Origin of the sequence: Streptomyces sp. NPDC096324 (genome assembly GCF_044763015.1) — a bacterium.
GTDB lineage: Bacteria > Actinomycetota > Actinomycetes > Streptomycetales > Streptomycetaceae > Streptomyces.
Genome location: NZ_JBIWFK010000002.1, coordinates 438,184 through 460,330 on the forward strand (window position 1 = coordinate 438,184; position 22,147 = coordinate 460,330).

General features: G+C 70.9%; 22 protein-coding genes and 1 pseudogene. 7 read left to right on the top strand and 16 right to left on the bottom strand.

Translation table 11 applies throughout. The features are described 5' to 3' along the window. Window positions 1-264: 264 nt before the first annotated feature. Entirely contained in the window at window positions 265-993 is a 729-nt protein-coding gene (locus ACIQ7M_RS05425; protein ID WP_403639970.1) for a TetR/AcrR family transcriptional regulator, read from the bottom strand. Window positions 994-1,226: 233 nt separating this feature from the next. Between ACIQ7M_RS05425 and ACIQ7M_RS05430 the strand changes: the two genes are divergently transcribed. Next, window positions 1,227-1,676 carry a nitroreductase family deazaflavin-dependent oxidoreductase gene (locus ACIQ7M_RS05430; protein ID WP_355770067.1) on the top strand — a complete coding sequence of 150 codons (450 nt, stop codon included), beginning with the start codon at window positions 1,227-1,229 and terminating at the stop codon, window positions 1,674-1,676. 219 nt (window positions 1,677-1,895) lie between these two features. On the opposite strand, the gene ACIQ7M_RS05435 is transcribed toward ACIQ7M_RS05430, so the two are convergent. Then, window positions 1,896-3,152, bottom strand: coding sequence for a geranylgeranyl reductase family protein (locus ACIQ7M_RS05435; RefSeq protein ID WP_355770065.1), 1,257 nt, complete (start codon window positions 3,150-3,152; stop codon window positions 1,896-1,898). A 176-nt stretch (window positions 3,153-3,328) separates the two neighbouring features. Between ACIQ7M_RS05435 and ACIQ7M_RS05440 the strand changes: the two genes are divergently transcribed. Next, window positions 3,329-4,684, top strand: coding sequence for a dipeptidase (locus ACIQ7M_RS05440; RefSeq protein WP_403639975.1), 1,356 nt, complete (start codon window positions 3,329-3,331; stop codon window positions 4,682-4,684). Between the two features lie 164 nt (window positions 4,685-4,848). On the opposite strand, the gene ACIQ7M_RS05445 is transcribed toward ACIQ7M_RS05440, so the two are convergent. The 4 genes and pseudogenes from ACIQ7M_RS05445 to ACIQ7M_RS05460 all read right to left on the bottom strand — a co-directional run bounded on the left by ACIQ7M_RS05445 (window position 4,849) and on the right by ACIQ7M_RS05460 (window position 7,840). Beyond that, window positions 4,849-5,889: an NUDIX domain-containing protein gene (locus tag ACIQ7M_RS05445; RefSeq protein WP_355769573.1), complete on the bottom strand. Its 1,041-nt coding sequence runs from the start codon at window positions 5,887-5,889 to the stop codon at window positions 4,849-4,851. A gap of 129 nt (window positions 5,890-6,018) precedes the next feature. Further along, window positions 6,019-6,216, bottom strand: coding sequence for a hypothetical protein (locus tag ACIQ7M_RS05450; protein WP_403639978.1), 198 nt, complete (start codon window positions 6,214-6,216; stop codon window positions 6,019-6,021). A 197-nt stretch (window positions 6,217-6,413) separates the two neighbouring features. Continuing rightward, a pseudogene (locus ACIQ7M_RS05455) lies at window positions 6,414-6,506 on the bottom strand (DUF6986 family protein); the annotation flags it as partial. Between the two features lie 380 nt (window positions 6,507-6,886). Continuing rightward, window positions 6,887-7,840: an ROK family protein gene (locus ACIQ7M_RS05460; RefSeq protein ID WP_403640909.1), complete on the bottom strand. Its 954-nt coding sequence runs from the start codon at window positions 7,838-7,840 to the stop codon at window positions 6,887-6,889. A gap of 236 nt (window positions 7,841-8,076) precedes the next feature. Here ACIQ7M_RS05460 and ACIQ7M_RS05465 point away from each other — a divergent pair, with 236 nt between their 5' ends. Next, window positions 8,077-9,159, top strand: coding sequence for a LacI family DNA-binding transcriptional regulator (locus ACIQ7M_RS05465; protein WP_355769562.1), 1,083 nt, complete (start codon window positions 8,077-8,079; stop codon window positions 9,157-9,159). A 15-nt stretch (window positions 9,160-9,174) separates the two neighbouring features. On the opposite strand, the gene ACIQ7M_RS05470 is transcribed toward ACIQ7M_RS05465, so the two are convergent. Then, window positions 9,175-10,479 carry a DUF6986 family protein gene (locus ACIQ7M_RS05470; RefSeq protein WP_403639982.1) on the bottom strand — a complete coding sequence of 435 codons (1,305 nt, stop codon included), beginning with the start codon at window positions 10,477-10,479 and terminating at the stop codon, window positions 9,175-9,177. Window positions 10,480-10,694: 215 nt separating this feature from the next. Here ACIQ7M_RS05470 and ACIQ7M_RS05475 point away from each other — a divergent pair, with 215 nt between their 5' ends. Next, complete coding sequence (locus ACIQ7M_RS05475; RefSeq protein WP_403639985.1) at window positions 10,695-11,588, top strand: endonuclease/exonuclease/phosphatase family protein; 894 nt, start codon at window positions 10,695-10,697, stop codon at window positions 11,586-11,588. 54 nt (window positions 11,589-11,642) lie between these two features. Here the strand turns inward: ACIQ7M_RS05475 and ACIQ7M_RS05480 are convergent, their stop codons facing one another. From ACIQ7M_RS05480 to ACIQ7M_RS05495, 4 genes are all read right to left on the bottom strand, one after another. Beyond that, on the bottom strand, window positions 11,643-12,605 hold the full coding sequence (locus ACIQ7M_RS05480) for an electron transfer flavoprotein subunit alpha/FixB family protein (protein ID WP_403639988.1): 963 nt from the start codon (window positions 12,603-12,605) through the stop codon (window positions 11,643-11,645). A 99-nt stretch (window positions 12,606-12,704) separates the two neighbouring features. Then, window positions 12,705-13,490 (bottom strand): electron transfer flavoprotein subunit beta/FixA family protein, encoded by a 786-nt coding sequence (locus tag ACIQ7M_RS05485; RefSeq protein ID WP_389837100.1) that lies wholly within the window; start codon window positions 13,488-13,490, stop codon window positions 12,705-12,707. 231 nt (window positions 13,491-13,721) lie between these two features. Then, window positions 13,722-14,231, bottom strand: a complete 510-nt coding sequence (locus ACIQ7M_RS05490; RefSeq protein WP_355769550.1) for a flavin reductase family protein — start codon at window positions 14,229-14,231, stop codon at window positions 13,722-13,724. A 242-nt stretch (window positions 14,232-14,473) separates the two neighbouring features. Next, the gene (locus ACIQ7M_RS05495; protein WP_389837104.1) at window positions 14,474-14,887 is read right to left on the bottom strand and encodes a TlpA family protein disulfide reductase; all 414 of its coding nucleotides are present in this window, start codon (window positions 14,885-14,887) and stop codon (window positions 14,474-14,476) included. 75 nt (window positions 14,888-14,962) lie between these two features. Between ACIQ7M_RS05495 and ACIQ7M_RS05500 the strand changes: the two genes are divergently transcribed. Both ACIQ7M_RS05500 and ACIQ7M_RS05505 read left to right on the top strand, forming a co-directional pair. Further along, complete coding sequence (locus tag ACIQ7M_RS05500; protein ID WP_403639993.1) at window positions 14,963-15,379, top strand: DUF4395 domain-containing protein; 417 nt, start codon at window positions 14,963-14,965, stop codon at window positions 15,377-15,379. A gap of 185 nt (window positions 15,380-15,564) precedes the next feature. Further along, window positions 15,565-16,293, top strand: coding sequence for a lysophospholipid acyltransferase family protein (locus ACIQ7M_RS05505; RefSeq protein ID WP_355769542.1), 729 nt, complete (start codon window positions 15,565-15,567; stop codon window positions 16,291-16,293). A gap of 40 nt (window positions 16,294-16,333) precedes the next feature. On the opposite strand, the gene ACIQ7M_RS05510 is transcribed toward ACIQ7M_RS05505, so the two are convergent. The 4 genes from ACIQ7M_RS05510 to ACIQ7M_RS05525 all read right to left on the bottom strand — a co-directional run bounded on the left by ACIQ7M_RS05510 (window position 16,334) and on the right by ACIQ7M_RS05525 (window position 20,260). Continuing rightward, window positions 16,334-16,906 carry a transglutaminase domain-containing protein gene (locus ACIQ7M_RS05510; protein ID WP_403639996.1) on the bottom strand — a complete coding sequence of 191 codons (573 nt, stop codon included), beginning with the start codon at window positions 16,904-16,906 and terminating at the stop codon, window positions 16,334-16,336. 89 nt (window positions 16,907-16,995) lie between these two features. Beyond that, the gene (locus tag ACIQ7M_RS05515; protein WP_386979813.1) at window positions 16,996-18,069 is read right to left on the bottom strand and encodes a threonine aldolase family protein; all 1,074 of its coding nucleotides are present in this window, start codon (window positions 18,067-18,069) and stop codon (window positions 16,996-16,998) included. Then, on the bottom strand, window positions 18,066-18,821 hold the full coding sequence (locus ACIQ7M_RS05520) for an SDR family NAD(P)-dependent oxidoreductase (RefSeq protein ID WP_355769533.1): 756 nt from the start codon (window positions 18,819-18,821) through the stop codon (window positions 18,066-18,068). Before ACIQ7M_RS05520 ends, ACIQ7M_RS05515 begins: the two co-directional genes overlap by 4 nt. 41 nt (window positions 18,822-18,862) lie before the next feature. Next, the gene (locus ACIQ7M_RS05525; protein ID WP_403640000.1) at window positions 18,863-20,260 is read right to left on the bottom strand and encodes a DUF6421 family protein; all 1,398 of its coding nucleotides are present in this window, start codon (window positions 20,258-20,260) and stop codon (window positions 18,863-18,865) included. A 470-nt stretch (window positions 20,261-20,730) separates the two neighbouring features. On the opposite strand from ACIQ7M_RS05525, the gene ACIQ7M_RS05530 reads away from it, so the two are divergent. Beyond that, window positions 20,731-21,414: a glycerophosphodiester phosphodiesterase family protein gene (locus ACIQ7M_RS05530; RefSeq protein WP_355769528.1), complete on the top strand. Its 684-nt coding sequence runs from the start codon at window positions 20,731-20,733 to the stop codon at window positions 21,412-21,414. A 134-nt stretch (window positions 21,415-21,548) separates the two neighbouring features. Here the strand turns inward: ACIQ7M_RS05530 and ACIQ7M_RS05535 are convergent, their stop codons facing one another. After that, the gene (locus tag ACIQ7M_RS05535; RefSeq protein WP_403640003.1) at window positions 21,549-22,091 is read right to left on the bottom strand and encodes a GNAT family N-acetyltransferase; all 543 of its coding nucleotides are present in this window, start codon (window positions 22,089-22,091) and stop codon (window positions 21,549-21,551) included. Window positions 22,092-22,147 lie beyond the last annotated feature (56 nt).

A 22,147-nucleotide genomic window follows, 5' to 3' on the forward strand; every position in this document is an offset into this window, starting at 1 on the left:
GGACCCGACCCGCACCAGGCGCGGCCCGGCCTGCACCGACGACGACCCGGCCTGCGCAACGCCGCCGAGGCCCGGTCCAGCCCAAGAGCGGCACGATCCACGCCGAGGCCCGGTCCAGCCCATGGGCGACACGATCCACGCCGAGAGAGGCGCACGCCGACAGAAGCTCGCCGAGCACCGAGTGCGGTCCGACCCACACCGGGGAAGCCCCGCCCATGCCCGGAACCCGACCCACGTAGACGGCGGCCCGGCCTACAACGACGCCTACGACGCCGACGACCCGGCGGTGGTCTCGCCCGTCTCCGGATACACCAGCCCCACGTCCTGCGCGAGCCGCCCCACCGCATGCCGGAAGAACGGCTCCCGGTCCTCCACGACCCGGTTGAACTGGCCGAACAGCTCGAACCCGATCAGCCCGTAGAGCTGCGCCCACGAGGCCACCAGCGCGACCACCACCTCGGGCGGCAGATCCGGCGCGAGATCGGCGGCCATCCGCCGCGCCTCTGTCTTCAGTCCGTCGGACAGCGGCGTACGGGCCACGCCCTTCCCCCGGTACGCGTCCCGGACGACTCCGATCAGGAGCAGGCCGACCCGGGAGGCGGACGGAACGGTCTCCTGCGGCGCGACGTACCCGGGGACGGGCGAACCGTAGATGAGCGCGTACTCGTGCGAATGCTCCAGCGCCCAGCGCCGCGCCGCCACGCACACGGTGATCCAGCGTTCGCGGGGGCCGGCAGTGACGACCTCGGTGTGGGCCGACTCGGCCGCCTCGCCGAGGGAGTCGTAGGCGTCGATGATGAGCGCGGTCAACAGGTCGTCCCGGCTGGGGAAGTACCGGTAGAGGGCGGAGGAGACCATCCCCAGCTCACGGGCGACGGCCCGCAGCGAGAGCTTCGCGGCACCCTCGGCGGCGAGCTGTCTGCGCGCCTCGTCCTTGATGGCCGCCGTGACCTCGATCCTGGCTCGGGCACGTGCCCCTCGCGCGGTACTCATACGGAGCAGTCTCCCACGTTTTCAGAGCAGTGCACACAAACGAGAGCGCCGATCCGAAAATGGATCGATGCTCCATCTAGCGATCACCCGCCACAAAAGAGATCGGCGCACAAAAACGAGAGCACCGCTCTTGCGTTGGATCACCGATCCGATGCAGACTCTTCTCAAGCGAGAGCGGTGCTCACAAAACAGATCGGCGCTCTCATCAACCCGCCCCTCCCCGAGAGGTCACCGTGTCCACTCACGTCCAGAAGCCCGGCTGGTTCACCGTCAACGTCCTCAACCGTGCCGTGGCCTGGATCACCAAGCGCGGCCTCAGCCTCCGCGGCTCGCGCGTTCTGGCCGTCCGGGGCCGCAAGAGCGGTGAGTGGCGGACGACCCCGGTCAATCCGCTCACCCTCGGCGGTGAGCAGTACCTCGTAGCACCCCGCGGTCATGTCCAGTGGACGCACAACATGCGGGCGGCCGGCGGGGGCGAGCTGCGCCTCGGGAAGAAGGTGGAGACCTTCACCGCGGTGGAGGTGTCCGACGACGACAAGGCGTCGATCCTGCGCGCGTACCTGAAGCGCTGGAAGGCAGAGGTCGGCGTGTTCTTCGGCGGCGTGGGCCCCGACTCGTCCGACGAGGAGCTGCGGCGCATCGCTCCCGATCACCCGGTCTTCCGGATCACCGTCAACGGCTGACGCCGACCGCGTCGTCTCCTGAACCCCGCGCGTGTCCGACGATTCCGCGCGCCGCCCCCTGAACCAGAACCCGCCCGACGATTCCCGTCCACCCCGGCAGTCTTCGAGTGCCGGAGGAAAGCGTCGGGCAGGTCCAGGTGCTGGTGGCCCTGCTTTCAGTCCCCTTGCGCCTGGCCCTCTGCTTCTTGCTCCTGGCCCTCTGCTTCCGTCCCCCTGCTCCTACTCCTCCGCGCCTTCCGCCACCTGGGGCCGGCGGTCGAGGGTCGTCAGGGCGCGCCCGACCATCGGGTGGGTCCGGATGATCTCCCCGAGCGTGGTGGAGCCGCGGGTGATTCCGGTGAAGGCCTTCCACACCGGGCGCAGGCCGGTGAGTCCCGCGTGGAACATGCCGGGGCGACGCTCGAAGGCGCCGAGCAGGCGCTTGCCGACGCTCATCTCGACACCGAGCCCGGCCTTGATCGCGAAGGCGTAGTTCAACGCCTGCCGCCGGGCGTCCACCGCGTCGTGCGCCTCGGCGATCCGTACCGCCCACTCGCCCGCGAGGCGCCCGGAGCGCAGGGCGAACGAGATGCCCTCACGGGTCCAGGGTTCGAGCAGTCCCGCCGCGTCGCCGCAGACGAGGACCCGGCCGCGCGACAGCGGCGAGTCGTCGGCCCGGCAGCGGGTCAAGTGGCCCGAGGAGATGGACGGTTCGAAGCCGGCGAGACCGAGCCGGGCGATGAAGTCCTCCAAGTACCGCTTGGTGGCGGCGCCTTCACCGCGCGCGGAGATCACGCCGACGGTGAGCGTGTCGCCCTTGGGGAAGACCCATCCGTAACTGCCCGGCATGGGGCCCCAGTCGATCAGGACGCGACCCCGCCAGTCCTCGGCGACCGTCTCCGGCACCGGGATCTCGGCCTCCAGGCCGAGATCGACCTGGTCGAGCTTCACACCGACGTGGGCTCCTATCCGGCTGGCACTGCCGTCGGCACCGACGACCGCGCGCGCCAGAACGGTCTCTCCGCCCTGGAGGACCACGGCCACGGTGCGACGGTCCGGCACCGCCGAACCGTGCTGCTCCACACGCGAGACCGTGGCACCCGTGCGCAGTTCGGCGCCGGCCTTCTGCGCGAACTCGACGAGCTGCTGGTCGAACTCCGGACGGTTGATGAGCCCGAACAGCATGTGCCGGGACCGCCGCGTGCGGGCGAACTTGCCGTCCATCGAGAAGGTGACCGCGTGCACCCGATCCCTGAACGGCAGTTCGAAGCCCGGAGGCAGCGCGTCGCGCGAGGGGCCGATGATGCCGCCGCCGCATGTTTTGTAGCGGGGCAGTTCGGCTTTCTCCAACAGCAGGACGCTGCGTCCCGCGACCGCTGCCGCGTAAGCGGCCGAGGCACCCGCCGGCCCTCCACCGACGACCACGACGTCCCACACCTGCTGTTCGTCGTCCGTCGCACGCCGCTCGTCGCCCGCCGAAGAGTTCTCGCTGCTCACGTTGGTCTACTGCTCCCAGTCCAGCCGTCTGCCGCACCTGTCCCCCGCATCCTACGGCGGGCGTCACCGCCGGCCGCTGTGGGAGGATCTGCCACGGATGCGTCCTGTACACCAGTCCGCATCACTCGATCATCTGTACACAGAAGTACAACGTCGCACCTACAAGGAGCGTGCCCATGTCGTCGAATCCGGTCGCCGAGACCGTCGCCTCGCTCATGCCCCGGGCGAAGGCGGAACTCACCGAGCTGGTGGCTTTCAAGTCGGTGGCGGACTTCGACCAGTATCCGAGGAGCGAGAGCGAGGGTGCCGCCAACTGGATCGCGGACGCGCTGCGCTCCGAGGGCTTCCAGGACGTGGCACTGCTCGACACCCCGGACGGCACGCAGTCGGTGTACGGGTACCTGCCGGGTCCCGAGGGCGCGAAGACGGTCCTGCTGTACGCGCACTACGACGTGCAGCCGCCGCTGGACGAGGCGGCCTGGACGACGCCTCCGTTCGAGCTGGTGGAGCGTGACGGCCGTTGGTACGGACGGGGCAGCGCCGACTGCAAGGGCGGTGTCGTCATGCATCTGCTGGCGCTGCGTGCCCTGAAGGCGAACGGCGGCGTGCCGGTGCACGTCAAGGTCATCGTCGAGGGTTCCGAGGAGCAGGGCACCGGCGGTCTCGAACGGTACGCCGAGGCGCACCCGGAGCTGCTGACCGCCGACACCATCGTCATCGGCGACGCCGGCAACTTCCGCGCGGGCCTGCCGACGGTCACCGCGACCCTGCGCGGCATGACCCTCGTACGGGTGCAGGTGGACACCCTCCAAGGGAACCTGCACTCCGGTCAGTTCGGCGGTGCGGCGCCCGACGCGCTGGCGGCGCTGATCCGCGTCCTGGACTCGCTTCGGGCGAAGGACGGTTCGACGACTGTGGACGGCCTGGCGGGCGAGTCCGCGTGGGACGGGCTGCAGTACGAGGAGCAGGCGTTCCGTGAGGACGCGAAGGTGCTCGACGGGGTGGAGCTCATCGGCTCCGGCACGGTCGCCGACCGGGTCTGGGCGCGCCCGGCCGTCACAGTGCTCGGGATCGACTGTCCGCCGGTCGTCGGCGCGACGCCGTCGGTGCAGGCGGGCGCCCGTGCGCTGATCAGCCTGCGGGTGCCGCCGGGCGTCGACGCGGTCGAGGCGACGAAGCTGCTGGAGGCGCACATCGAGGCGCACACGCCGTGGGGGGCGCGGGTGAGCACCGAGCGCGTCGGTCAGGGTCAGGCGTTCCGCGCCGACACCTCCAGCCCCGCGTACGCGTCGATGGCCGAGGCCATGGCGGTCGCCTACCCGGGCCAGGAGATGCAGTCGGCGGGCATGGGCGGCTCGATCCCGCTGTGCAACACGCTGGCCTCGCTGTACCCCGACACGGAGATCCTGCTCATCGGTCTGAGCGAGCCGGAGGCGCAGATCCACGCGGTGAACGAGAGCGTGTCGCCGGACGAGCTGGAGCGGCTGTCGGTCGCGGAGGCCCTGTTCCTGCGGAACTACGCGGCGAGCTGATCGTCCCGGACATGGCAAGGGCCCTCACCGACAGGTGAGGGCCCTTGCCATGTCCGCTCGTTCACCCCTCGGGCTCGACGGCCGTAAGGGCGCCGGACCACAGGGATCCGCACTGGGCGGCCGACGGAACAGCCGACACCCGACACCCGACAGGGTGGGCGGTATCAGCCGAGTGGCACTCCGGCCTCCAGGTACAGCGCCGCGCCGCGCTCGCGGGCTCGCAGGGCCCAGCGGAGGCGCTCGTAGCGCACGGGGGGCAGCAGGTCGGCCGCCTCCTGTTCGGTGACGAAGCGCCAGCCGCGCAGTTCCGGTCCCGGCAGCAGTAGCCCTCGTACGGCCTGTTCGTCGAGGCGGCCGCCGTCGAAGAGAAGCCGCAGACCGCCGTAGCCGGGCGGTGCGGGGGACTCCCAGTCCACGACGAGCAGCGTGGGCACCTCGTCGAGGGTGATCCCGGTCTCCTCGGTGACCTCGCGCATACCGGCGCGGGCGGGGGCCTCGCCGGCCTCGACGACCCCGCCGGGGAACTCCCATCCCGCCTTGTACGTCGGGTCCACGAGCAGGACCCGGTCGTCCTCGTCGAAGAGGAGCACGCCGGCGGCGACCGTCTCCGCGGTGGGTTCGGGAGTCTGCACGATGTCGCACACGGGTGCCTCCCCGGTGCGTACGGCTTCGGCGACGCGCAGGGCGGAGTCGTACGGGGTGAGCGCGCTGGTGTCGACGGGGTGGGCGTCGGCCGTGAGCCACGGGAGCGCGGCGCGGTAGGGCTCGATGTGGTCGTAGGACCACTGACGGACGCGCATCTCTCCATCGGGGAGGTCCGGCGGGACCTCCCGCCCGGCTATTCGCTCCCGCAGGATCGTTTCCGCCGGAGCGAGGAGCACATGGTGCACGGGAATCCGGCGCGCGGCGAGCCCGCCGAAGATCTCGTCGCGGTACTCCTGCCGCAGCAGGGTCATGGGGACGACGAGGACGCCGCCGAGCTCGGCGAGCAGGGCGGCCGCGGTGTCGACCACGAGCCGGCGCCAGATCGGCAGGTCCTGGAAGTCGCCGACCTCGGCGAGGTGCTTGGCCGGGAGCAACTGCGTGAGTGTGGCCCCGACGAGCTCGGGGTCGAAGAGCGTGCTGTTCGGGATCAGCTCGATCAGTTCCCGTGCGGTGCTGGTCTTTCCCGCACCGAACGCACCGTTGATCCAGACGATCACGATTCCCCCTCTTCTGTGGCCCCCTGAGGCTTGCCCGCTCCACCCTGCCACGGAAACCAGCCCCTGATGAGAGCGCGGACACGGCGACGCCGGTGCCCCCGTGGCGGGGACACCGGCGCGGCGCGGGGGCCTTCAGCCGTTCTGGCCGCCCGGGGCGGCCTCGTCGACCGCCACACCGTCGGCGCCGACGGTGTGGTCGAGCGAGCTGAGCGAGTCGTTGACGTTCAGGTCGCTCAGGCTGTCCCCGCTCAGCGCGTGGGACGGGGTGATCGCCGCGACGACGAACCCGGTGGCGAGGGAGGCGATGGCGAGCATGCTGCGCTTCTTCATGCCCGGTTCAACTACGCAGGCCGGACGGAGTCACGGGTGGAGGGAGCACCTTCATTCGGACACCCCGATCCGCCCGGTGGGTGAGGCGTACCGCCACCTGGTGCCCTGCGCCGACACCCCGCCTGGTCCCTGTCGTCCGGCGCCGAGCGTCCGGGCCGATACCGAAGGCGAGCAGACCGTGCCGGTAGGAGTCGGCGGTAGTGCAGGCGCCAGGCGTCGTGGACCTTCTCGGTGGGGCCGACCGGCAGGACGTTGGTGGAGCCGTCCGAGACGCATGCACCGGAGCCGGCGACGAGAGGCGGGCCGCAGAAATTGCATCCTCCACCCGCACCCGGGATCCGCCGCAAGGGGACGTGCCGGCACATCGACGCCCGTCGCCACGTCGCCACCACGAACCACCCGCACCCGGCCGCGCACGCGAGGAGCCGTTCCGGCACATCGACGCACGTCGGCACCACGAACCACCCGCACCCGGGATCCGACGCGAGGGGACGTGCCGGTACATCGATGCCCGTCGCCACCGACGACCACACCTCACCCAACGGCGACGGGCTGATGCACCGGCACGGCCCCGCCCCACCCACCGGCCGAGGCCCGGCGGATCCCCTGAGCCGGTCGGCGCCCCCGGGTCGCGGGTCACGTGCGTACGAAGCGACCCGCGACCACGGGATCAGACGCGTGCCGTAGCCGTCCGCGACCGGCGGGTGAGTGCCGCCGCGGCCGCGCCGACCAGCCCGGCGTCGGTGCCCATCAGGGCGGGCGTCACCGTCAGGCGCCGTACGAAGGAAAGCGTCGCGTAGTCGGCCAGGGCCCGGCGCAGCGGTGCGAAGAGCACGTCGCCGGCCTTGCCCACTCCCCCGCCGATCACCGCGATGTCGATCTCGACCAGGGTCGCGGTCGCCGCGATGCCCGCCGCGAGAGCCTGCGCGGCCCGCTCGAAGGAGGCCACGGCGACCGGGTCACCGGCGCACGCCGCCGCGGCGACCGCCGCGGCGGAGGCGTCGCCGTCGGGGCCCGGCTGCCAGCCCGCCTCCAGCGCGCGGCGGGCGATGTTCGGGCCGCTGGCGATGCGTTCGACGCAGCCCCGGGAGCCGCAGGGGCACAGGTCGCCGTCCAGGTCGACGCTGATGTGCCCGATGTGGCCCGCGTTCCCGGTGGGGCCGGCGTGGAGCTGCCCGTTCAGGACGAGCCCGCCGCCCACGCCGGTGGACACCACCATGCACAGCGCGTTGTCGTGGCCACGGGCGGCGCCCTGCCAGTGTTCGGCCGCGGTGATCGCGACGCCGTCGCCGATCAGCTCGACGGGCAGTCCGCCCGCGGCCTCGGAGGCCCGCTCGACGAGCGGGTAGCCCCGCCAGCCGGGGACGTTGACGGGGCTCACCGTGCCCGCGGAGGCGTCCACGGGGCCCGCGCTGCCGATGCCCAGGGCCCTGGCGCCGCTCCACAGCGGGGAGACCGCAAGCTCACCGATGACGTCCTCGACGGCACGCATCACGGTGTCGCCGTCCTCCTGGGCGGGCGTCGGGCGCTGCGCGCGCAGAACGATCCGGCCGTGGCCGTCCACCAGCGCTCCGGCGATCTTGGTGCCGCCGATGTCGAGCGCGGCCACGAGGTCGGTGTGCATCAGTTTCAGGTCTCCCATGAGGTGTGGTGACGGGCCCGCCGCGCCGCGGGTCCGGGTCTCCGGCCGGGAACGGTTCGGATCGGGTCCCGTCGTAGGCCGCGCGGAGTGCGCCGACGGACCCCAAGGACCGTGCGCCCTGGGGAAGACGCAGGCCGGAGATTGCGGTGGACAGTGTCTCCCGCATCTGACAACGTTGTCCAGGCTCTATGCTCGACGCCACATCCTCATACAACCCCATGGACCTACGCATCCCCGTGGACGACAGGACAGGACAGCACATCGTGGCCGAGACCGCCCGCCGATCCGAGAACCGCTACGGCAACCGTCCGACGATGAAGGACGTAGCGGCGCGTGCGGGAGTCGGTCTCAAGACGGTCTCCCGCGTGGTCAACAGTGAGCCCGGGGTCACCCCGGACACGGAGCGGCGCGTCCAGGAGGCCATCGAGGCGCTGGGCTTCCGCCGCAACGACAGCGCCCGGGTGCTGCGCAAGGGCCGCACGGCGAGCATCGGGCTGGTGCTGGAGGACCTCGCGGACCCGTTCTACGGGCCGCTGAGCCGCGCGGTCGAGGAGGTGGCGCGGGCGCACGGAGCGCTGCTGATCAACGGATCCAGCGCGGAGGACCCGGACCGCGAGCAGGAACTGGTCCTCGCGCTGTGCGCGCGCCGGGTGGACGGGCTGGTCGTGATCCCGGCCGGCGACGACCACCGCTATCTGGAGCCGGAGATCAAGGCGGGCGTCGCCACGGTCTTCGTGGACCGCCCGGCGGGGCGGATCGACGCCGACGTCGTCCTGTCGGACAGCTTCGGCGGCGCCCGGGACGGTGTCGCCCACCTGATCGCCCACGGCCACCGCCGGATCGGCTTCATCGGCGACATGCCGCGCATCCACACCGCGGCCGAGCGGCTGCGCGGCTACCGGGCCGCGATGGAGGACGCGGGGATACCGGTCGAGGACGACTGGATGTCCCTCGGCGTCACCGACCCGCAGCGCGTGCGCAAGGCGGCCGAGGACATGCTGTCGGGCCCCTCCCCGGTCACCGCGGTCTTCGCGGGCAACAACCGTGTCACCGTGACCGTCGTCCGTGTCATCGCCGAGCGCGGCCGCCCGGTCGCCCTCGTCGGCTTCGACGACATCGAGCTCGCCGACCTCCTGGAGCCCGGCGTCACCGTCGTCGCCCAGGACGCGGCGGCCCTGGGCCGCACGGCCGCCGAACGCCTCTTCCGCCAGCTCGACGGCAACCTCATCGCCCCGGAACGCATCGAACTCCCGACCCGCCTGATCACCCGCGGTTCGGGCGAACTGCCGCCGGCGCGCTGAACGACGGCCGCGCCGCTACCGCCCCGACGCGGTGAGATCCCCCCGTCGGGGCCCCGCGAAGCCCACCAGTTCCGGGCGGGTCAGGCCTGACGCGCGGGCGACTTCCGGAAGGTCCAGGGCGCCGCAGTCCAGGCCTCGCAGGAGGTAGCCGCTGAGGGCCTTGGCCGTGGCGGGTTCGTCCAGGACGTCGCCGGGGGCGTGGCCGGCGTAGCGGGAGAGGCGGGCGGCGGCCTGTTCGAAGCCCTCTCGGTAGAAGGCGAAGACGGCCGCGTAGCGGGTGGGGATGTGAGCGGGGTGCATGTCCCAGCCCTGGTAGTAGGCGCGGGCCAGGGCGCGGCGGGTGAGGCCGTAGTGCAGGCGCCAGGCGTCGTGGACCTTCTCGGTGGGGCCGACCGGCAGGACGTTGGTGGAGCCGTCCGAGACGCGTACGCCGGTGCCGGCGGCCGCGACCTGCATGATCGCCTTGGCGTGGTCGGCGGCGGGATGGTCGCTCGACTGGTGGGCGGCGGAGACGCCGAGGCAGGCGCTGTAGTCGAAGGTGCCGTAGTGCAGTCCGGTGGCGCGGCCCTCAGCGGCCTGGATCATGCGGGCGACGGTGGCCGTGCCGTCCGTGGCGAGGATGGCCTGGCTGGTCTCGATCTGGATCTCGAAGCCGATCCGGCCGGGTTCCAGGCCGCGGGCCTTCTCGAACTCCTCCAGGAGCCTGACCATCGCGGTGACCTGCCGCGCGTACGTCACCTTGGGCAGGGTGAGGACGAGCCCGCCGGGCAGGCCGCCCGCTTCCATCAGGCCCGTCAGGAAGATGTCGAGGGTGCGGATGCCCCGGTCGCGGACCGAGGCCTCCATGCACTTCATGCGGATGCCCATGTAGGGGGCCGCGGTGCCGTTGTCGTACGCCTCGGCGACGATCCGGGCCGCGCGGGCCGCCGCCGCGTCCTCCTCGGCGTCCGGGCGGGCGCCGTAGCCGTCCTCGAAGTCGACGCGCAGGTCTTCGACGGGTTCGCGTTCCAGCTTGGCCCGGACGCGGTCGTACACGGGTCCGGCGAGTTCGTCGGTGAGACCGAGGACGGCGGCGAAGGACGCGGCGTCGGGGGCGTGTTCGTCGAGGGCGGCGAGGGCACGATCACCCCAGGCGCGAACGGTGTCGGCGGCGAAGGCGTCTCCGGGGACGTACACGGTATGGACGGGCTGGCGGGAGCCGGGGTCTCCTGGATAGCGGCGTTCCAGTTCGGCGTCGACGGGGGCGAGGGAGGCGCCGACCGCTTCGATGACGGCGCCCGAGAGGCTGGTCGCCACCGTCTCCTGCTGACCCTTACCCATCCGACAGCCTCCTGTTTTCCGCAGCATGGAATCAACAATCTGTTGAATGAAGTTATCCGGCGGCCTTCCCGCGGGTCAACACTCTCGTGGACCGCGGGAAACGCCACGGCGCCGCCGCGTTCACTCGCGTCCCGGTCGCCCGGGGCAGACTTTCCCGGTTCCTTCCCCTTCGGTGGTGCGCGCCCCCGTCCCGACTCGCGAGCGAAGGATCACACGTGCCCGACTCCAGGAGAGTGGCCCGACGCACCGGGCTGAGAAACGCGGTGGCCGCCGCGGTCGCCCTGCCCCTGCTCACCACGGCGCAGGCCTCCGCCACCCGGCGCCCCCGCCCCCGTCTCGACGTCATGACCTACAACCTGCGCTTCGCGAGCGATGTCGAGCCCAACAGCTGGGCGGTGCGCCGTCCGGTGATGCGGGAGCTCCTGCGCCGCGCCTCGCCCCACGTCATCGGCACCCAGGAGGGCCTCTACCACCAACTCCTCGACATCGAGGCCGACCTCGCGCCGCACTACGCGTGGATCGGCACCGGCAGAGGGGGCGGAAGCAGCGACGAGGCCGCGGCGATCTACTACGACACGCGCCGGCTGGCCCCGCTGGAGCACGACACGTTCTGGCTCTCCGACACCCCCCGGGTGATCGCCTCGAACACCTGGGGCGCGGCGTTCCCCCGCATTGCCACCTGGGTGCGCTTCCGCGATCTGCGGGACGGCGGGCGGCAGTTCCACGTTCTCAACACCCACCTGGACCACGCGAGCCAGTACGCGCGCGTACGGGCCGCCTCGCTCGTCGCCGAACGGATCGCGCGGTTCGATCCGTCCCTGCCGCGCCTGGTCACCGGGGACTTCAACGCGCCGGCGCACCGGAACGAGGCCTACGACATCCTGCTGGGCGCCGGACTCACCGACACCTGGGACACGGCCGCCTCGCGGAGCAGGCTCTACGCGACCTTCCACGGCTACGCCCCGCTGACGCCGGACGGTGACCGCATCGACTGGATCCTGGCCGGCCCCGGCACCGAGGTGGCCCGGGCGTCGGTCGACACCTTCTCGCTGCACGGCCAGTTCCCGAGCGACCATCTACCCGTACGGGCGTCGCTGACCCTGGGATGACCGAAGGCCCCCGCGACCGGTGCGGTCGCGGGGGCCTTCCTCAGCGCTTGGGGATCAGCCCTTGCGGGACTTGATCTCCTCGGTGAGCTGCGGGACGACGTCGAAGAGGTCGCCGACCACTCCGTAGTCGACCAGGTCGAAGATCGGCGCCTCGGCGTCCTTGTTGATCGCGACGATCGTCTTCGAGGTCTGCATACCGGCGCGGTGCTGGATGGCGCCGGAGATGCCGGAGGCGATGTAGAGCTGCGGCGAGACGGACTTGCCCGTCTGGCCCACCTGGTTGGTGTGCGGGTACCAGCCGGCGTCGACCGCGGCACGCGAGGCGCCCACGGCGGCACCGAGCGAGTCGGCGAGGTTCTCGATGATCGAGAAGTTCTCGGCGCCGTTGACGCCACGGCCGCCGGAGACGACGATCGCGGCCTCGGTCAGCTCGGGGCGGCCGGTCGACTCGCGCGGGGTGCGGGCGGTGACCTTGGTGCCGGTGGCCTTGTCGGAGAAGGTGACCGCGAGGGCCTCGACGGCGCCGGCGGCCGGGGCGGCCTCCACGGCGGCCGAGTTCGGCTTGACCGTGATGACCGGGGTGCCCTTGGCGACACGGGACTTGGTGGTGAAGGAGGCGGCGAACGCGGACTGCGTGGCCACCGGACCCTCGTCACCGGCCTCCAGGTCGGTGGCGTCGGTGATGATGCCCGAGCCGATGCGGACCGCGAGGCGGGCCGCGATCTCCTTGCCCTCGGCGGAGGACGGGACGAGTACGGCGGCCGGGGAGACGGCCTCGTACGCGGCCTGGAGCGCGTCCACCTTCGGCACGACGAGGTAGTCGGCGTACTCGGCGGCGTCGTGCGTGAGGACCTTCACCGCACCGTGCTCGGCGAGCGCGGCGGCGGTGTTCTCGGCACCGGAGCCGAGGGCGACGGCGACGGGCTCGCCGATACGGCGGGCCAGCGTCAGCAGTTCGAGGGTGGGCTTGCGGACGGCACCGTCCACGTGGTCGACGTAGACGAGAACTTCAGCCATGGGAATGCTCTCCTGCGGATTGCGAAGTCTGAGGGGCGGTAAGCGGGTGGGCCTTGGCCGCGGAGACGGTCCGGGGGTGCGCCCCCGGGCCCTCGACGACTAGATGAACTTCTGGCCCGCGAGGAACTCGGCGAGCTGCTTGCCGCCCTCGCCCTCGTCCTTGACGATCGTTCCGGCGGTGCGCGCCGGACGCTCGGTGGCGGTGTCGACCTTGGTCCAGGCACCCTCGAGACCGACCTCGTCCGCCTCGATGTCGAGGTCGGACAGGTCCCAGGACTGCACCGGCTTCTTCTTGGCGGCCATGATGCCCTTGAAGGACGGGTAACGCGCCTCGCCCGACTGGTCGGTGACCGACACGACCGCGGGGAGGGAGGCCTCGAGCTGCTCGGAGGCGGTGTCGCCGTCACGGCGGCCCTTGACCACGCCGTCCTCGACGGAGACCTCGGAGAGCAGGGTGACCTGCGGGACACCCAGACGCTCGGCCAGCAGCGCCGGGACGATGCCCGCGGTGCCGTCGGTGGAGGCCATGCCGGAGACGACCAGGTCGAAGCCGGCCTTCTCGATCGCCTTGGCCAGCACCAGCGAGGTGCCGACGGCGTCGGTGCCGTGCAGGTCGTCGTCCTCGACGTGGATGGCCTTGTCGGCACCCATGGACAGCGCCTTGCGCAGCGCGTCCTTGGCATCCTCGGGGCCGACGGTCAGCACGGTGATCTCGGCGTCGTCCGCGTTCTCGGCGATCTGCAGCGCCTGCTCGACGGCGTACTCGTCGAGTTCGGACAGCAGGCCGTCCACGTCGTCACGGTCGACGGTCAGGTCATCGGCGAAGTGCCGGTCGCCAGTGGCGTCGGGCACGTACTTCACAGTGACAACGATCCTCAAGCTCACGCCGGCTCTCCTACTGCATCGTCATGTCTGGGCTGCCTTCTTTCAGGCAGCATAGGCGCCTGAAGCGGCCGATCCCGGTCGGGGCGGCCCGCGCTCCGAACGAAATATTACTCACCAGTACACCCAGTGGGCACGCACTGAGCAAGCGCTTTGGACTGTGACCTTCGCAACGCTGTGTAACCAGCGAGTAGAACCGGTGAGTAGCAAAGCCACTGCCCCCGGCCTGCCGGTTCAGTCACGCAGGCCGTTGAACCGGCCCTGGTGGTACAGGAGGGGGCTGCCCGCACCCGAGTGATCGCCCAGCACGACCTCCGCCAGGACGATGCGATGGTCGCCCGCCGGCACCCGCGCCACGACACGGCACACCAGCCAGGCCAGGACGCCGTCCAGCACGGGAACTTCCTCGGGCCCCTTACGCCAACGGGTGGGCGCGCCGAACCGGTCGGCGCCGCTGCGGGCGAAGGTGGCGGCCAGCTCCCGCTGGTGTTCGCCGAGCACGTGGACGCCGACGTGACCGGCCTCGGATATCGCGGGCCAGCTCGAGGCGCCGGTGCCGATGCCGAACGAGACGACCGGGGGTTCGGCCGAGACCGAGGTGAGCGAGGTGGCGGTGAAGCCGACGGGACCGCGGGCACCCGAGGCGGTGATCACGGCCACACCGGCCGCGTGGCGCCGGAACACCGAGCGCAGCAGATCGGGTGACGCGGGCCGTGGAGTGCCGAGGCCGGGGGTGGCCGTCATGGAACTGTCCTTCTGCGAGAGCCGGCGGGAGGTTCCCGCCTCTCGGGCGGAACCGGGGGCGGGAGACGGTCCGTGACCGGTCAACAGCCCGGACGACGCGCGCCCGCGGTGCGGGGCGGGTCCGTGTCGGCGAGCTCGGGGAGAAGGCTGTGCGGTGACATACGGTCAGGCTGACGAGAGGCGGCGGGCGCAGTCAAGGGCGTACGGGCATGTGGGAGATGGCTCACCATGATCGCCGCCGGTCAGACGGCTTCGCCGAGCGCCGAGATGACGTCCGCCTTGCGCGGCTGTCCCGCCGCGCGCCGCACGATCAGACCGCCGGCGTCGAGCACGAGCACGGTGGGCGTCTTGAGGATGCCGAGATCGCGTACGAGGTCCAGGTGGTCCTCGGCGTCGATCTCCACGTGCGACACGCCGGGAACCATGCCGGCCACCTCGCCCAGCACGCGCCGGGTGGCCCGGCAGGGGGCGCAGAAGGCGCTGGAGAACTGCACGAGCGTGGCCCGTTCCCCGAGAGCCTGTCCCAGTTCCGCCGCGCCGAGCCGCTTTCCGCCGTCGCGCCCGCTCACCCGCACCCTCCCGCTCCGCCGTCGGTGCAGCACTCCGAAGACGCTCGCCGCCGCGAGCACAACCAGGCACACCACAAGTCCGCTCATCACATGCACAAGCATTCACGAGACCGCAAAGATTCCCGGGTCCGGGGGGCGCCCTTCGTGCGGAATGCTTGATTCATGGACATCGATGCGAGAGGGCCGCGTTTCGGCGCGGCGGTGACGGCCGTCGTGCTGGCGGTCACGCTGATCACCGGCAACGTCTGGCTGCTGGCGTGGCAGACGCTGGCGTTCGCCCTGGGCGCGGCGGGCGGCGTGACGCGCTCGCCGTACGGCTGGGTCTTCCGGAAGGCCGTACGGCCGCGGCTCGGCCCGCCGACGGACTTCGAGGCGCCGGAGCCCCCGCGGTTCGCGCAGGCGGTCGGGCTCGGCTTCGCGGTGGTGGGCCTGATCGGCTGGACCGTGGGGCCGGCGTGGCTGGGGTCGGCGGCGACCGCGTGCGCCCTCGCGGCGGCGTTTCTCAATGCCGCGTTCGGGTACTGCCTCGGATGCGAGATGTACCTGCTCGTACGGCGTGTGACGGTACGCGCAAAGTAAAGGCGTGTTAAAACCCCGAGGTGGATCAAGGGGCGACGTGACGAGGATCTCGCCGCTCCGCGGCACCAGGACTGGCCACCCGTCCGTTCTTCGGGCACGATCTGCGCATTGCCGTAAACCTACGGCAGCGTAACTTTCCCGCCGGGAGACCCCTTCCCAGGCAGAGAGAAGGGTCCACCCCGTCCATGGCTGAGCTTGTCTACCGTCCCGTCGTCGGACTCGCCCAAACGCTCTTCAAGGCGTGGGACCTCAAGATCGACTTGCAGGGATCGGAGAACATTCCGCGCTCGGGCGGCGCCGTGCTGGTCAGCAACCACATCAGCTACCTGGACTTCATCTTCGACGGTCTGGCCGCCCTGCCGCAGAAGCGCCTGGTGCGTTTCATGGCGAAGGAGTCGGTGTTCCGGCACAAGATCTCCGGTCCGCTGATGCGGGGCATGAAGCACATCCCGGTGGACCGCGCCCAGGGCGAGACCGCCTACCAGCACGCGCTGGATTCGCTGCGCTCCGGTGAGATCGTCGGCGTCTTCCCCGAGGCGACGATCTCGCAGTCGTTCACGCTGAAGAGCTTCAAGTCCGGCGCCGCGCGCATGGCCCAGGAGGCCGGCGTGCCGCTCATCCCCATGGCCCTGTGGGGCACGCAGCGGCTGTGGACCAAGGGTCACCCGCGCAACTTCAAGCGCAGCCACACCCCGATCACCATCCGCGTCGGCGAGCCGGTGGAGGCCCCGAAGGACCAGTACGCGGGCGCCATCACCCGGCGGCTGCGCGAGCGGGTCCAGGAGCTGCTCGAATCGGCCCAGCGCGCCTATCCCGTACGCCCCAAGGGGCCGGACGACACCTGGTGGATGCCCGCCCACCTCGGCGGCACCGCACCGACCCCCGAAGAGGTGCGCGCGGCCGAGGCCCGCTGACCCTCTCCCCTCCTCACCGTGAGGAACGCTTCCCCCCGCGTCACAGCGCGAGGGGAAGCGTCCGGAGCAGGGACACCCGGCCCGGGGCGGCCTTCATGGCGCCGATGACGGCGGGGTGCGGTTCGGCGTACAACCCGGGATAGTCCAGCTCGTCGAGGCCGGGGTCCGGCGCGAAGGCGAGCCGTTCGCCGTCGAGCGAGAAACGGGCGTCGACGCCGGGCTTGTTGCCCCGGGGGTCCTGCCGGTGCCAGGCGCCGTCGAGGCGTACGGCGACGAGACCGTGCAGCACCTCGAACTTCTGGTAGCAGAACGCTGTGGGAATGTCCTCGGCCCGCAGGAGCGCGGCGAGCGCGTGGGCCTTGGCGTGACAGATGCCGGTGCGCTGTTCCAGTACGTCGGAGGCGCGCCAGGTGACCCGCGGATCACCGGAATCGGCCGAGTGCGGGATGGTGTCCCGCACGAACTCGAACGCCGATCGCGCATAGGCATACGAATCCACGGAATCCTTGGCGAGCCGCGCCGCCGTCTCGCGGACGCGTGGATGATGGTGGTCGACCACTTCGTCGGCGGCCAGATAGGCGGACAGGTCGCTCGTTGTCTGGATCAGCTCCATACCCGTAGAGCATAAGAATGCGACCACCCGAGAGTCAATAACTCTTCGGGTGGTCGCATATCTATGCACTCTGTTCGGTGCCGGCCCCGCTACTGCTGGGCCATCTCCTCCTTGAGCGCGGCCACGAAACCGTCGACGTCGTCCTCGGTCGTGTCGAAGGCGCACATCCAGCGGACGTCGCCCGCGGCCTCGTCCCAGAAGTAGAAGCGGTAGCGCTTCTGGAGCCGCAGGGTGACGTCGTGCGGGAGCCGGGCGAAGACCGCGTTGGCCTGGACCGGGTGGAGGATCTCCACTCCGTGCACGGCGCGGACGCCCTCGGCGAGGCGCTGGGCCATCTCGTTGGCGTGCCGGGCGTTGCGCAGCCACAGATCCTTGGCCAGCAGCGCCTCCAACTGCACCGATACGAAACGCATCTTGGAGGCGAGCTGCATCGACAGCTTGCGCAGGTGCTTCATGTGGCTGACGGCGTCCTGGTTGAGGACGACGACCGCCTCGCCGAACAGCGCCCCGTTCTTCGTACCGCCCAGGGACAGGATGTCGACGCCGACCGCGTTGGTGAACGTCCGCATCGGGACGTCCAAGGAGGCGGCCGCGTTGGATATCCGGGACCCGTCCAGGTGCACCTTCATGCCGTGCGCGTGGGCGTGGTCGCAGATCGCACGGATCTCGTCGGGCGTGTAGAGCGTGCCCAGTTCGGTGTTCTGGGTGATCGAGACGACCTGCGGCATCGCGCGGTGCTCGTCGTCCCAGCCGAACGCCTGCCGGTCGATCAGTTCGGGCGTGAGCTTGCCGTCCGGCGTGGGCACCGTGAGCAGCTTGAGGCCGCCCATGCGCTCGGGGGCGCCGCCCTCGTCGACGTTGATGTGCGCGCTCTCCGCGCAGATCACCGCGCCCCAGCGGTCGGTGACCGCCTGGAGCGCGACCACGTTCGCGCCGGTGCCGTTGAAGACCGGGAAGGCCTCCGCTCCGGCACCGAAGTGACTGCGGATGATCCCTTGCAGGTTGTCCGTGTAGTCGTCCTCGCCGTACGCGACCTGGTGCCCGCCGTTGGCCAGGGCCAGGGCGGCGAGCACCTCGGGGTGGGCCCCCGCGTAGTTGTCGCTGGCGAAGCCGCGGACGGCCGGGTCGTGATGACGCCGGGCGTCGGTCTTCGGAGGGTTCACGGCTTCTCGGTCAGCCACAGGCGCTTTCCGTTCACTTCGGCGGCGGGCTTGTCCCAGACGCCGACGATGGACTCGGCCAGCTCCGTGACGTCCGTGAAGCCCGCGAACTTCGCGTTCGGCCGCTCGGCGCGCATCGCGTCGTGCACCAACGCCTTCACGACCAGGATGGCAGCGGCGGAGGTCGCGCCGTCGGCGCCCTCGGCGATGCCGGCCTTGCGGAAGTAGTCCCCCATGGCCAGGGTCCAGGCCTCCGCCGCGGCCTTGGCCGCGGAGTAGGCGGCGTTGCCCGCCGTGGGGTTGCTCGCGCCCGCGGCGCTGATCAGGACGTACCGGCCGCGCTCGCTGGCCTGGAGCGCCTCGTGGAAGGCCAGCGTGGTGTGCTGCACCGTGCGGATCAGCAGGAGTTCGAGCAGGTCCCAGTCGTCGAGAACCGTCTTGGTGAAGGTCTCGCTGCCGCGCCAGCCGCCGACGAGGTGGACGAGCCCGTCCACCCGGCCGAAGTCCTTCTGGATGCGCGCCGACCAGTCACGGGTGGACTGGAGGTCAAGCAGGTCGACGGTGTCGCCGACGACGGTGGAGCCGCCGTGCGCGTAGCGGGCCGCGTCGACGGCCTCCGCCAGCCGCTCCGCGTCGTTGTCCGCGCCGATGACGGTCGCGCCGGCTTCGGCGAGCCGGAGCAGCGCCGCGCGGCCGGCGGGTCCGCCCGCGCCCGCCACCGCGATCACCGCACCGCTGAGAGCCCCGTTCCCCATGGTCTTCGCCTCCTGAGCAATGTTCTCGCTACCGCGGTCGGTCACGCGGCGACCCGCTCGGAGCCGGCCGCGGTGATGCCCTTGGTGGAGGCGATCACGGTCTTGAGCTTCTTGGAGAGCGCCTCATAGAACATGCTCAGGGGAAACTCGTCCGGAAGCACGTCGTCGACGAGCTTGCGCGGCGGCAGGGACAGGTCCAGCGCGTCCGGACCCTTGGCCCAGCGGGAACCCGGGTGCGGGGCGAGGTACGTGGAGACGAGCTCGTACGCCTTGAACCAGTGGACGAGCTTGGGGCGGTCGATGCCGGCTCGGTAGAGCTCCTCGATCTCGGAGCAGAGCTGGTTGGTGACCTGCGGGGCGCGCTGCCAGTCGATGTGCAGCTTGTTGTCGGTCCAGCGGACGACGTCGTGCTTGTGCAGGTAGGCGAAGAGGAGCTGGCCGCCGAGACCGTCGTAGTTGCGGACGCGGTCGCCGGTGAGCGGGAAGCGGAACATCCGGTCGAAGAGCACGGCGTACTGCACGTCGCGGCCGTGCGCGTTGCCCTCGGACTCCAGCTTCACGGCCTCCTTGAAGGCGGTGAGGTCGCAGCGCAGCTCCTCCAGGCCGTACATCCAGAACGGCTGGCGCTGCTTGATCATGAAGGGGTCGAACGGCAGGTCGCCGTGGCTGTGGGTGCGGTCGTGGACCATGTCCCAGAGCACGAAGGCCTTCTCGCAGCGCTCCTGGTCGTGGACCATGGCGGCGATGTCCTCGGGCAGTTCCAGGCCCAGGGTGTCCACGGCCGCCTCGGTGACGGCGCGGAAGCGGGCGGCCTCGCGGTCGCAGAAGATGCCGCCCCAGGAGAATCGTTCCGGCGCCTCGCGCACGGCGATGGTCTCCGGGAAGAGCACGGCCGAGTTGGTGTCGTACCCGGCGGTGAAGTCCTCGAACGTGATGCCGCAGAACAGCGGGTTGTCGTAGCGGGTGGCCTCCAGCTCGGCCAGCCATTCGGGCCACACCATGCGCAGCACGACCGCTTCGAAGTTGCGGTCCAGGTTGCCGTTCTGCGTGTACATCGGGAAGACGACCAGGTGCTGGAGGCCGTCCTCACGGTTCGCGGCGGGCTGGAAGGCCAGCAGCGAGTCGAGGAAGTCGGGCACCTGGAAGCCGCTGTCGGCCCAGCGGCGCAGGTCCTTCACGAGCGCCTCGTGGTAGGCGACGTCGTGGGGAACCAGCGGGGAGAGGTCATCTATCGCCTCGGCCACCCGGCGCACGACGGCTTCGACGTCGGCGGCGGCGGGGGCGCCGTCCGCCTCGAGGTCGATGGAGCCGTCCTTGGACTGCCAGGGACGGATCTCCTCCACGGCCGCCTTGAGAACAGGCCATGCCGGGTGATCCACCACCCTGGCCACGGGAGGAACCCGCTCCTCCGAACCCACCCGCTCAAGAACTTCCGTCATGTCCCATCCTCCACAGGAAAACCTCGCGTATGGACACCGTATGTATGCGAGGTTCCGTTACGCAAGAGGAAAGCCGGGAGATTATCCTGCGCACCCCCCGCCTTCACCGCTCTTTTTCCTGTTCGACACCGTCCATGCGATGACATGCGCCACAGCTTCCGTGGCGGCACGGGTGCCCGCCGGACGCTCCGGGAATCCGAACGGTCCGTGGAACACGCCCCGTTGACCGCTCTAGGCGACCCGCTCTCCGGCCTCCCGAGGTCCTCTCTCCGCCACTTCCCACGGGCCGGCGGTGTACGCGTGGCCCTCGTCACGGCGCTTCCGCCGCGCCGTGTGAATCCGACACTCCCATTGCACGGCGTAGGAACGGGTACACAGCACAGCCAGGCCATTAGGCTGCGGCCTGCCGCGTGGCCGCCCGTCGGAACCACGCGCGAGCCGAGCCGCCGTCGACGGAAGCGAGTCGAATCTTGAACTTCCTCACCATCGGTCACCGCGGAGTGATGGGTGTCGAGCCCGAGAACACCCTCCGTTCCTTCACCGCCGCCCAGAACGCGGGCCTCGACCTCATCGAACTCGATCTGCATCTGAGCAAGGACGGCGCACTCGTCGTCATGCACGACGCCGAAGTGGACCGTACGACCGACGGCACGGGGCCGATCGCCGACAAGACGCTCGCGGAACTGCGCACGCTGGACGCCGGACGCGGTGAGCGCGTCCCCGTCTTCGAGGAGGTCCTGGAGGCGGTCAGGACGCCGTTGCAGGCCGAGATCAAGGACGTCGCGGCGGCCAGGGCGCTGGCCGAGGTGATGCACCGCAAGGACCTCGTCGGGCGGGTGGAGGTGTCGTCGTTCCACGACGAGGCGGTCGCCGAGATCGCCCGGCTGGTGCCGGGCGTCCGCACCGCGCTGATCGCGAGCCGCTTCGGCACCGACGTGGTGGACCGCGCCGTCGAGGCCGGCGCCGCGACCGTGTGCCTCAACATCCGCAGGCTGAGCCTGGAGGTCGTCGAGCACGCCCGCAAGGCCGACCTGAAGATCATCGGCTGGGTCGTGAACACCCAGGACCATCTCCGGCTGGTACGCGCTCTGGAACTGGACGGCGCCACGACCGACTACCCCGAGATCAAGCGCACGGGCCGCTTCACGGCGTAGCCGGACGAGGCGGGCCCGCGCCGTCGGGGGCGACGCGTACGGGCCGCTCGGCGAGGACGCGCCGAGCGGCCCGGAAGACCTCTTGGTCGATGGCCCGGAGCGAACCCGGGCGGGGAGGGTTGAGCCGAGCGGGTTCAGCCGAGCGGCTTGACCAGCAGTTCGAAGCGCAGGTCGTCGCGCTGCGGGACACCGAAGCGCTCGTCGCCGTACGGGAAGGGCGTCATCCGGCCCGTACGGCGGTAACCGCGCCGCTCGTACCAGGCGATGAGGTCCTCGCGTACGGAGATCACGGTCATGTGCATCTCCGTGGCGCCCCACGCCTCGCGGACCGTCCGCTCCGCCTCGGCGATGATCACCTTGCCGAGACCGCCGCCCTGGAACGCGGGGCTGACCGCGAACATGCCGAAGTAGGCGTGGTCGCCGCGGTGCTCGAGCTGGCAGCAGGCGACGAGCGCGCCGTCCCGCTCCACGGTCAGGAGCCGGCTGTCGGGTGCCTCGACGATGGCGCGGACGGCGTCGGCGTCCGTCCGCTGGCCTTCGAGGATGTCCGCCTCCGTGGTCCAGCCGGCCCGGCTGGAGTCACCTCGGTACGCCGACTCGACCAGCGCGACCAGCGCGTCCACATCGCTGTCGACGGCGTCGCGGAAGGTCAGTCCGGTGGCGGCGGCGGTTTCCATGGCAGCGGTTCTCCGATCGGTGGCGCGGCGGGGCACGCCCGAGCGTAACGCTCCCC

Excerpts from the sequence above, each read along its gene's own strand:
- ACIQ7M_RS05510 (WP_403639996.1), bottom strand. The coding sequence starts at position 16,906 with ATGGAGCTGATCCAGACAACGAGCGACCTGTCCGCCTATCTGGCCGCC.
- ACIQ7M_RS05470 (WP_403639982.1), bottom strand. The coding sequence starts at position 10,479 with ATGGGTAAGGGTCAGCAGGAGACGGTGGCGACCAGCCTCTCGGGCGCC.
- ACIQ7M_RS05440 (WP_403639975.1), top strand. The coding sequence starts at position 3,329 with ATGTCGTCGAATCCGGTCGCCGAGACCGTCGCCTCGCTCATGCCCCGG.
- ACIQ7M_RS05535 (WP_403640003.1), bottom strand. The coding sequence starts at position 22,091 with ATGGAAACCGCCGCCGCCACCGGACTGACCTTCCGCGACGCCGTCGAC.
- ACIQ7M_RS05505 (WP_355769542.1), top strand. The coding sequence starts at position 15,565 with ATGGCTGAGCTTGTCTACCGTCCCGTCGTCGGACTCGCCCAAACGCTC.
- ACIQ7M_RS05495 (WP_389837104.1), bottom strand. The coding sequence starts at position 14,887 with ATGAGCGGACTTGTGGTGTGCCTGGTTGTGCTCGCGGCGGCGAGCGTC.
- ACIQ7M_RS05450 (WP_403639978.1), bottom strand. The coding sequence starts at position 6,216 with ATGAAGAAGCGCAGCATGCTCGCCATCGCCTCCCTCGCCACCGGGTTC.
- ACIQ7M_RS05465 (WP_355769562.1), top strand. The coding sequence starts at position 8,077 with ATGGACCTACGCATCCCCGTGGACGACAGGACAGGACAGCACATCGTG.
- ACIQ7M_RS05425 (WP_403639970.1), bottom strand. The coding sequence starts at position 993 with ATGAGTACCGCGCGAGGGGCACGTGCCCGAGCCAGGATCGAGGTCACG.
- ACIQ7M_RS05525 (WP_403640000.1), bottom strand. The coding sequence starts at position 20,260 with ATGACGGAAGTTCTTGAGCGGGTGGGTTCGGAGGAGCGGGTTCCTCCC.
- ACIQ7M_RS05480 (WP_403639988.1), bottom strand. The coding sequence starts at position 12,605 with ATGGCTGAAGTTCTCGTCTACGTCGACCACGTGGACGGTGCCGTCCGC.
- ACIQ7M_RS05520 (WP_355769533.1), bottom strand. The coding sequence starts at position 18,821 with ATGGGGAACGGGGCTCTCAGCGGTGCGGTGATCGCGGTGGCGGGCGCG.
- ACIQ7M_RS05460 (WP_403640909.1), bottom strand. The coding sequence starts at position 7,840 with ATGCACACCGACCTCGTGGCCGCGCTCGACATCGGCGGCACCAAGATC.
- ACIQ7M_RS05490 (WP_355769550.1), bottom strand. The coding sequence starts at position 14,231 with ATGACGGCCACCCCCGGCCTCGGCACTCCACGGCCCGCGTCACCCGAT.
- ACIQ7M_RS05500 (WP_403639993.1), top strand. The coding sequence starts at position 14,963 with ATGGACATCGATGCGAGAGGGCCGCGTTTCGGCGCGGCGGTGACGGCC.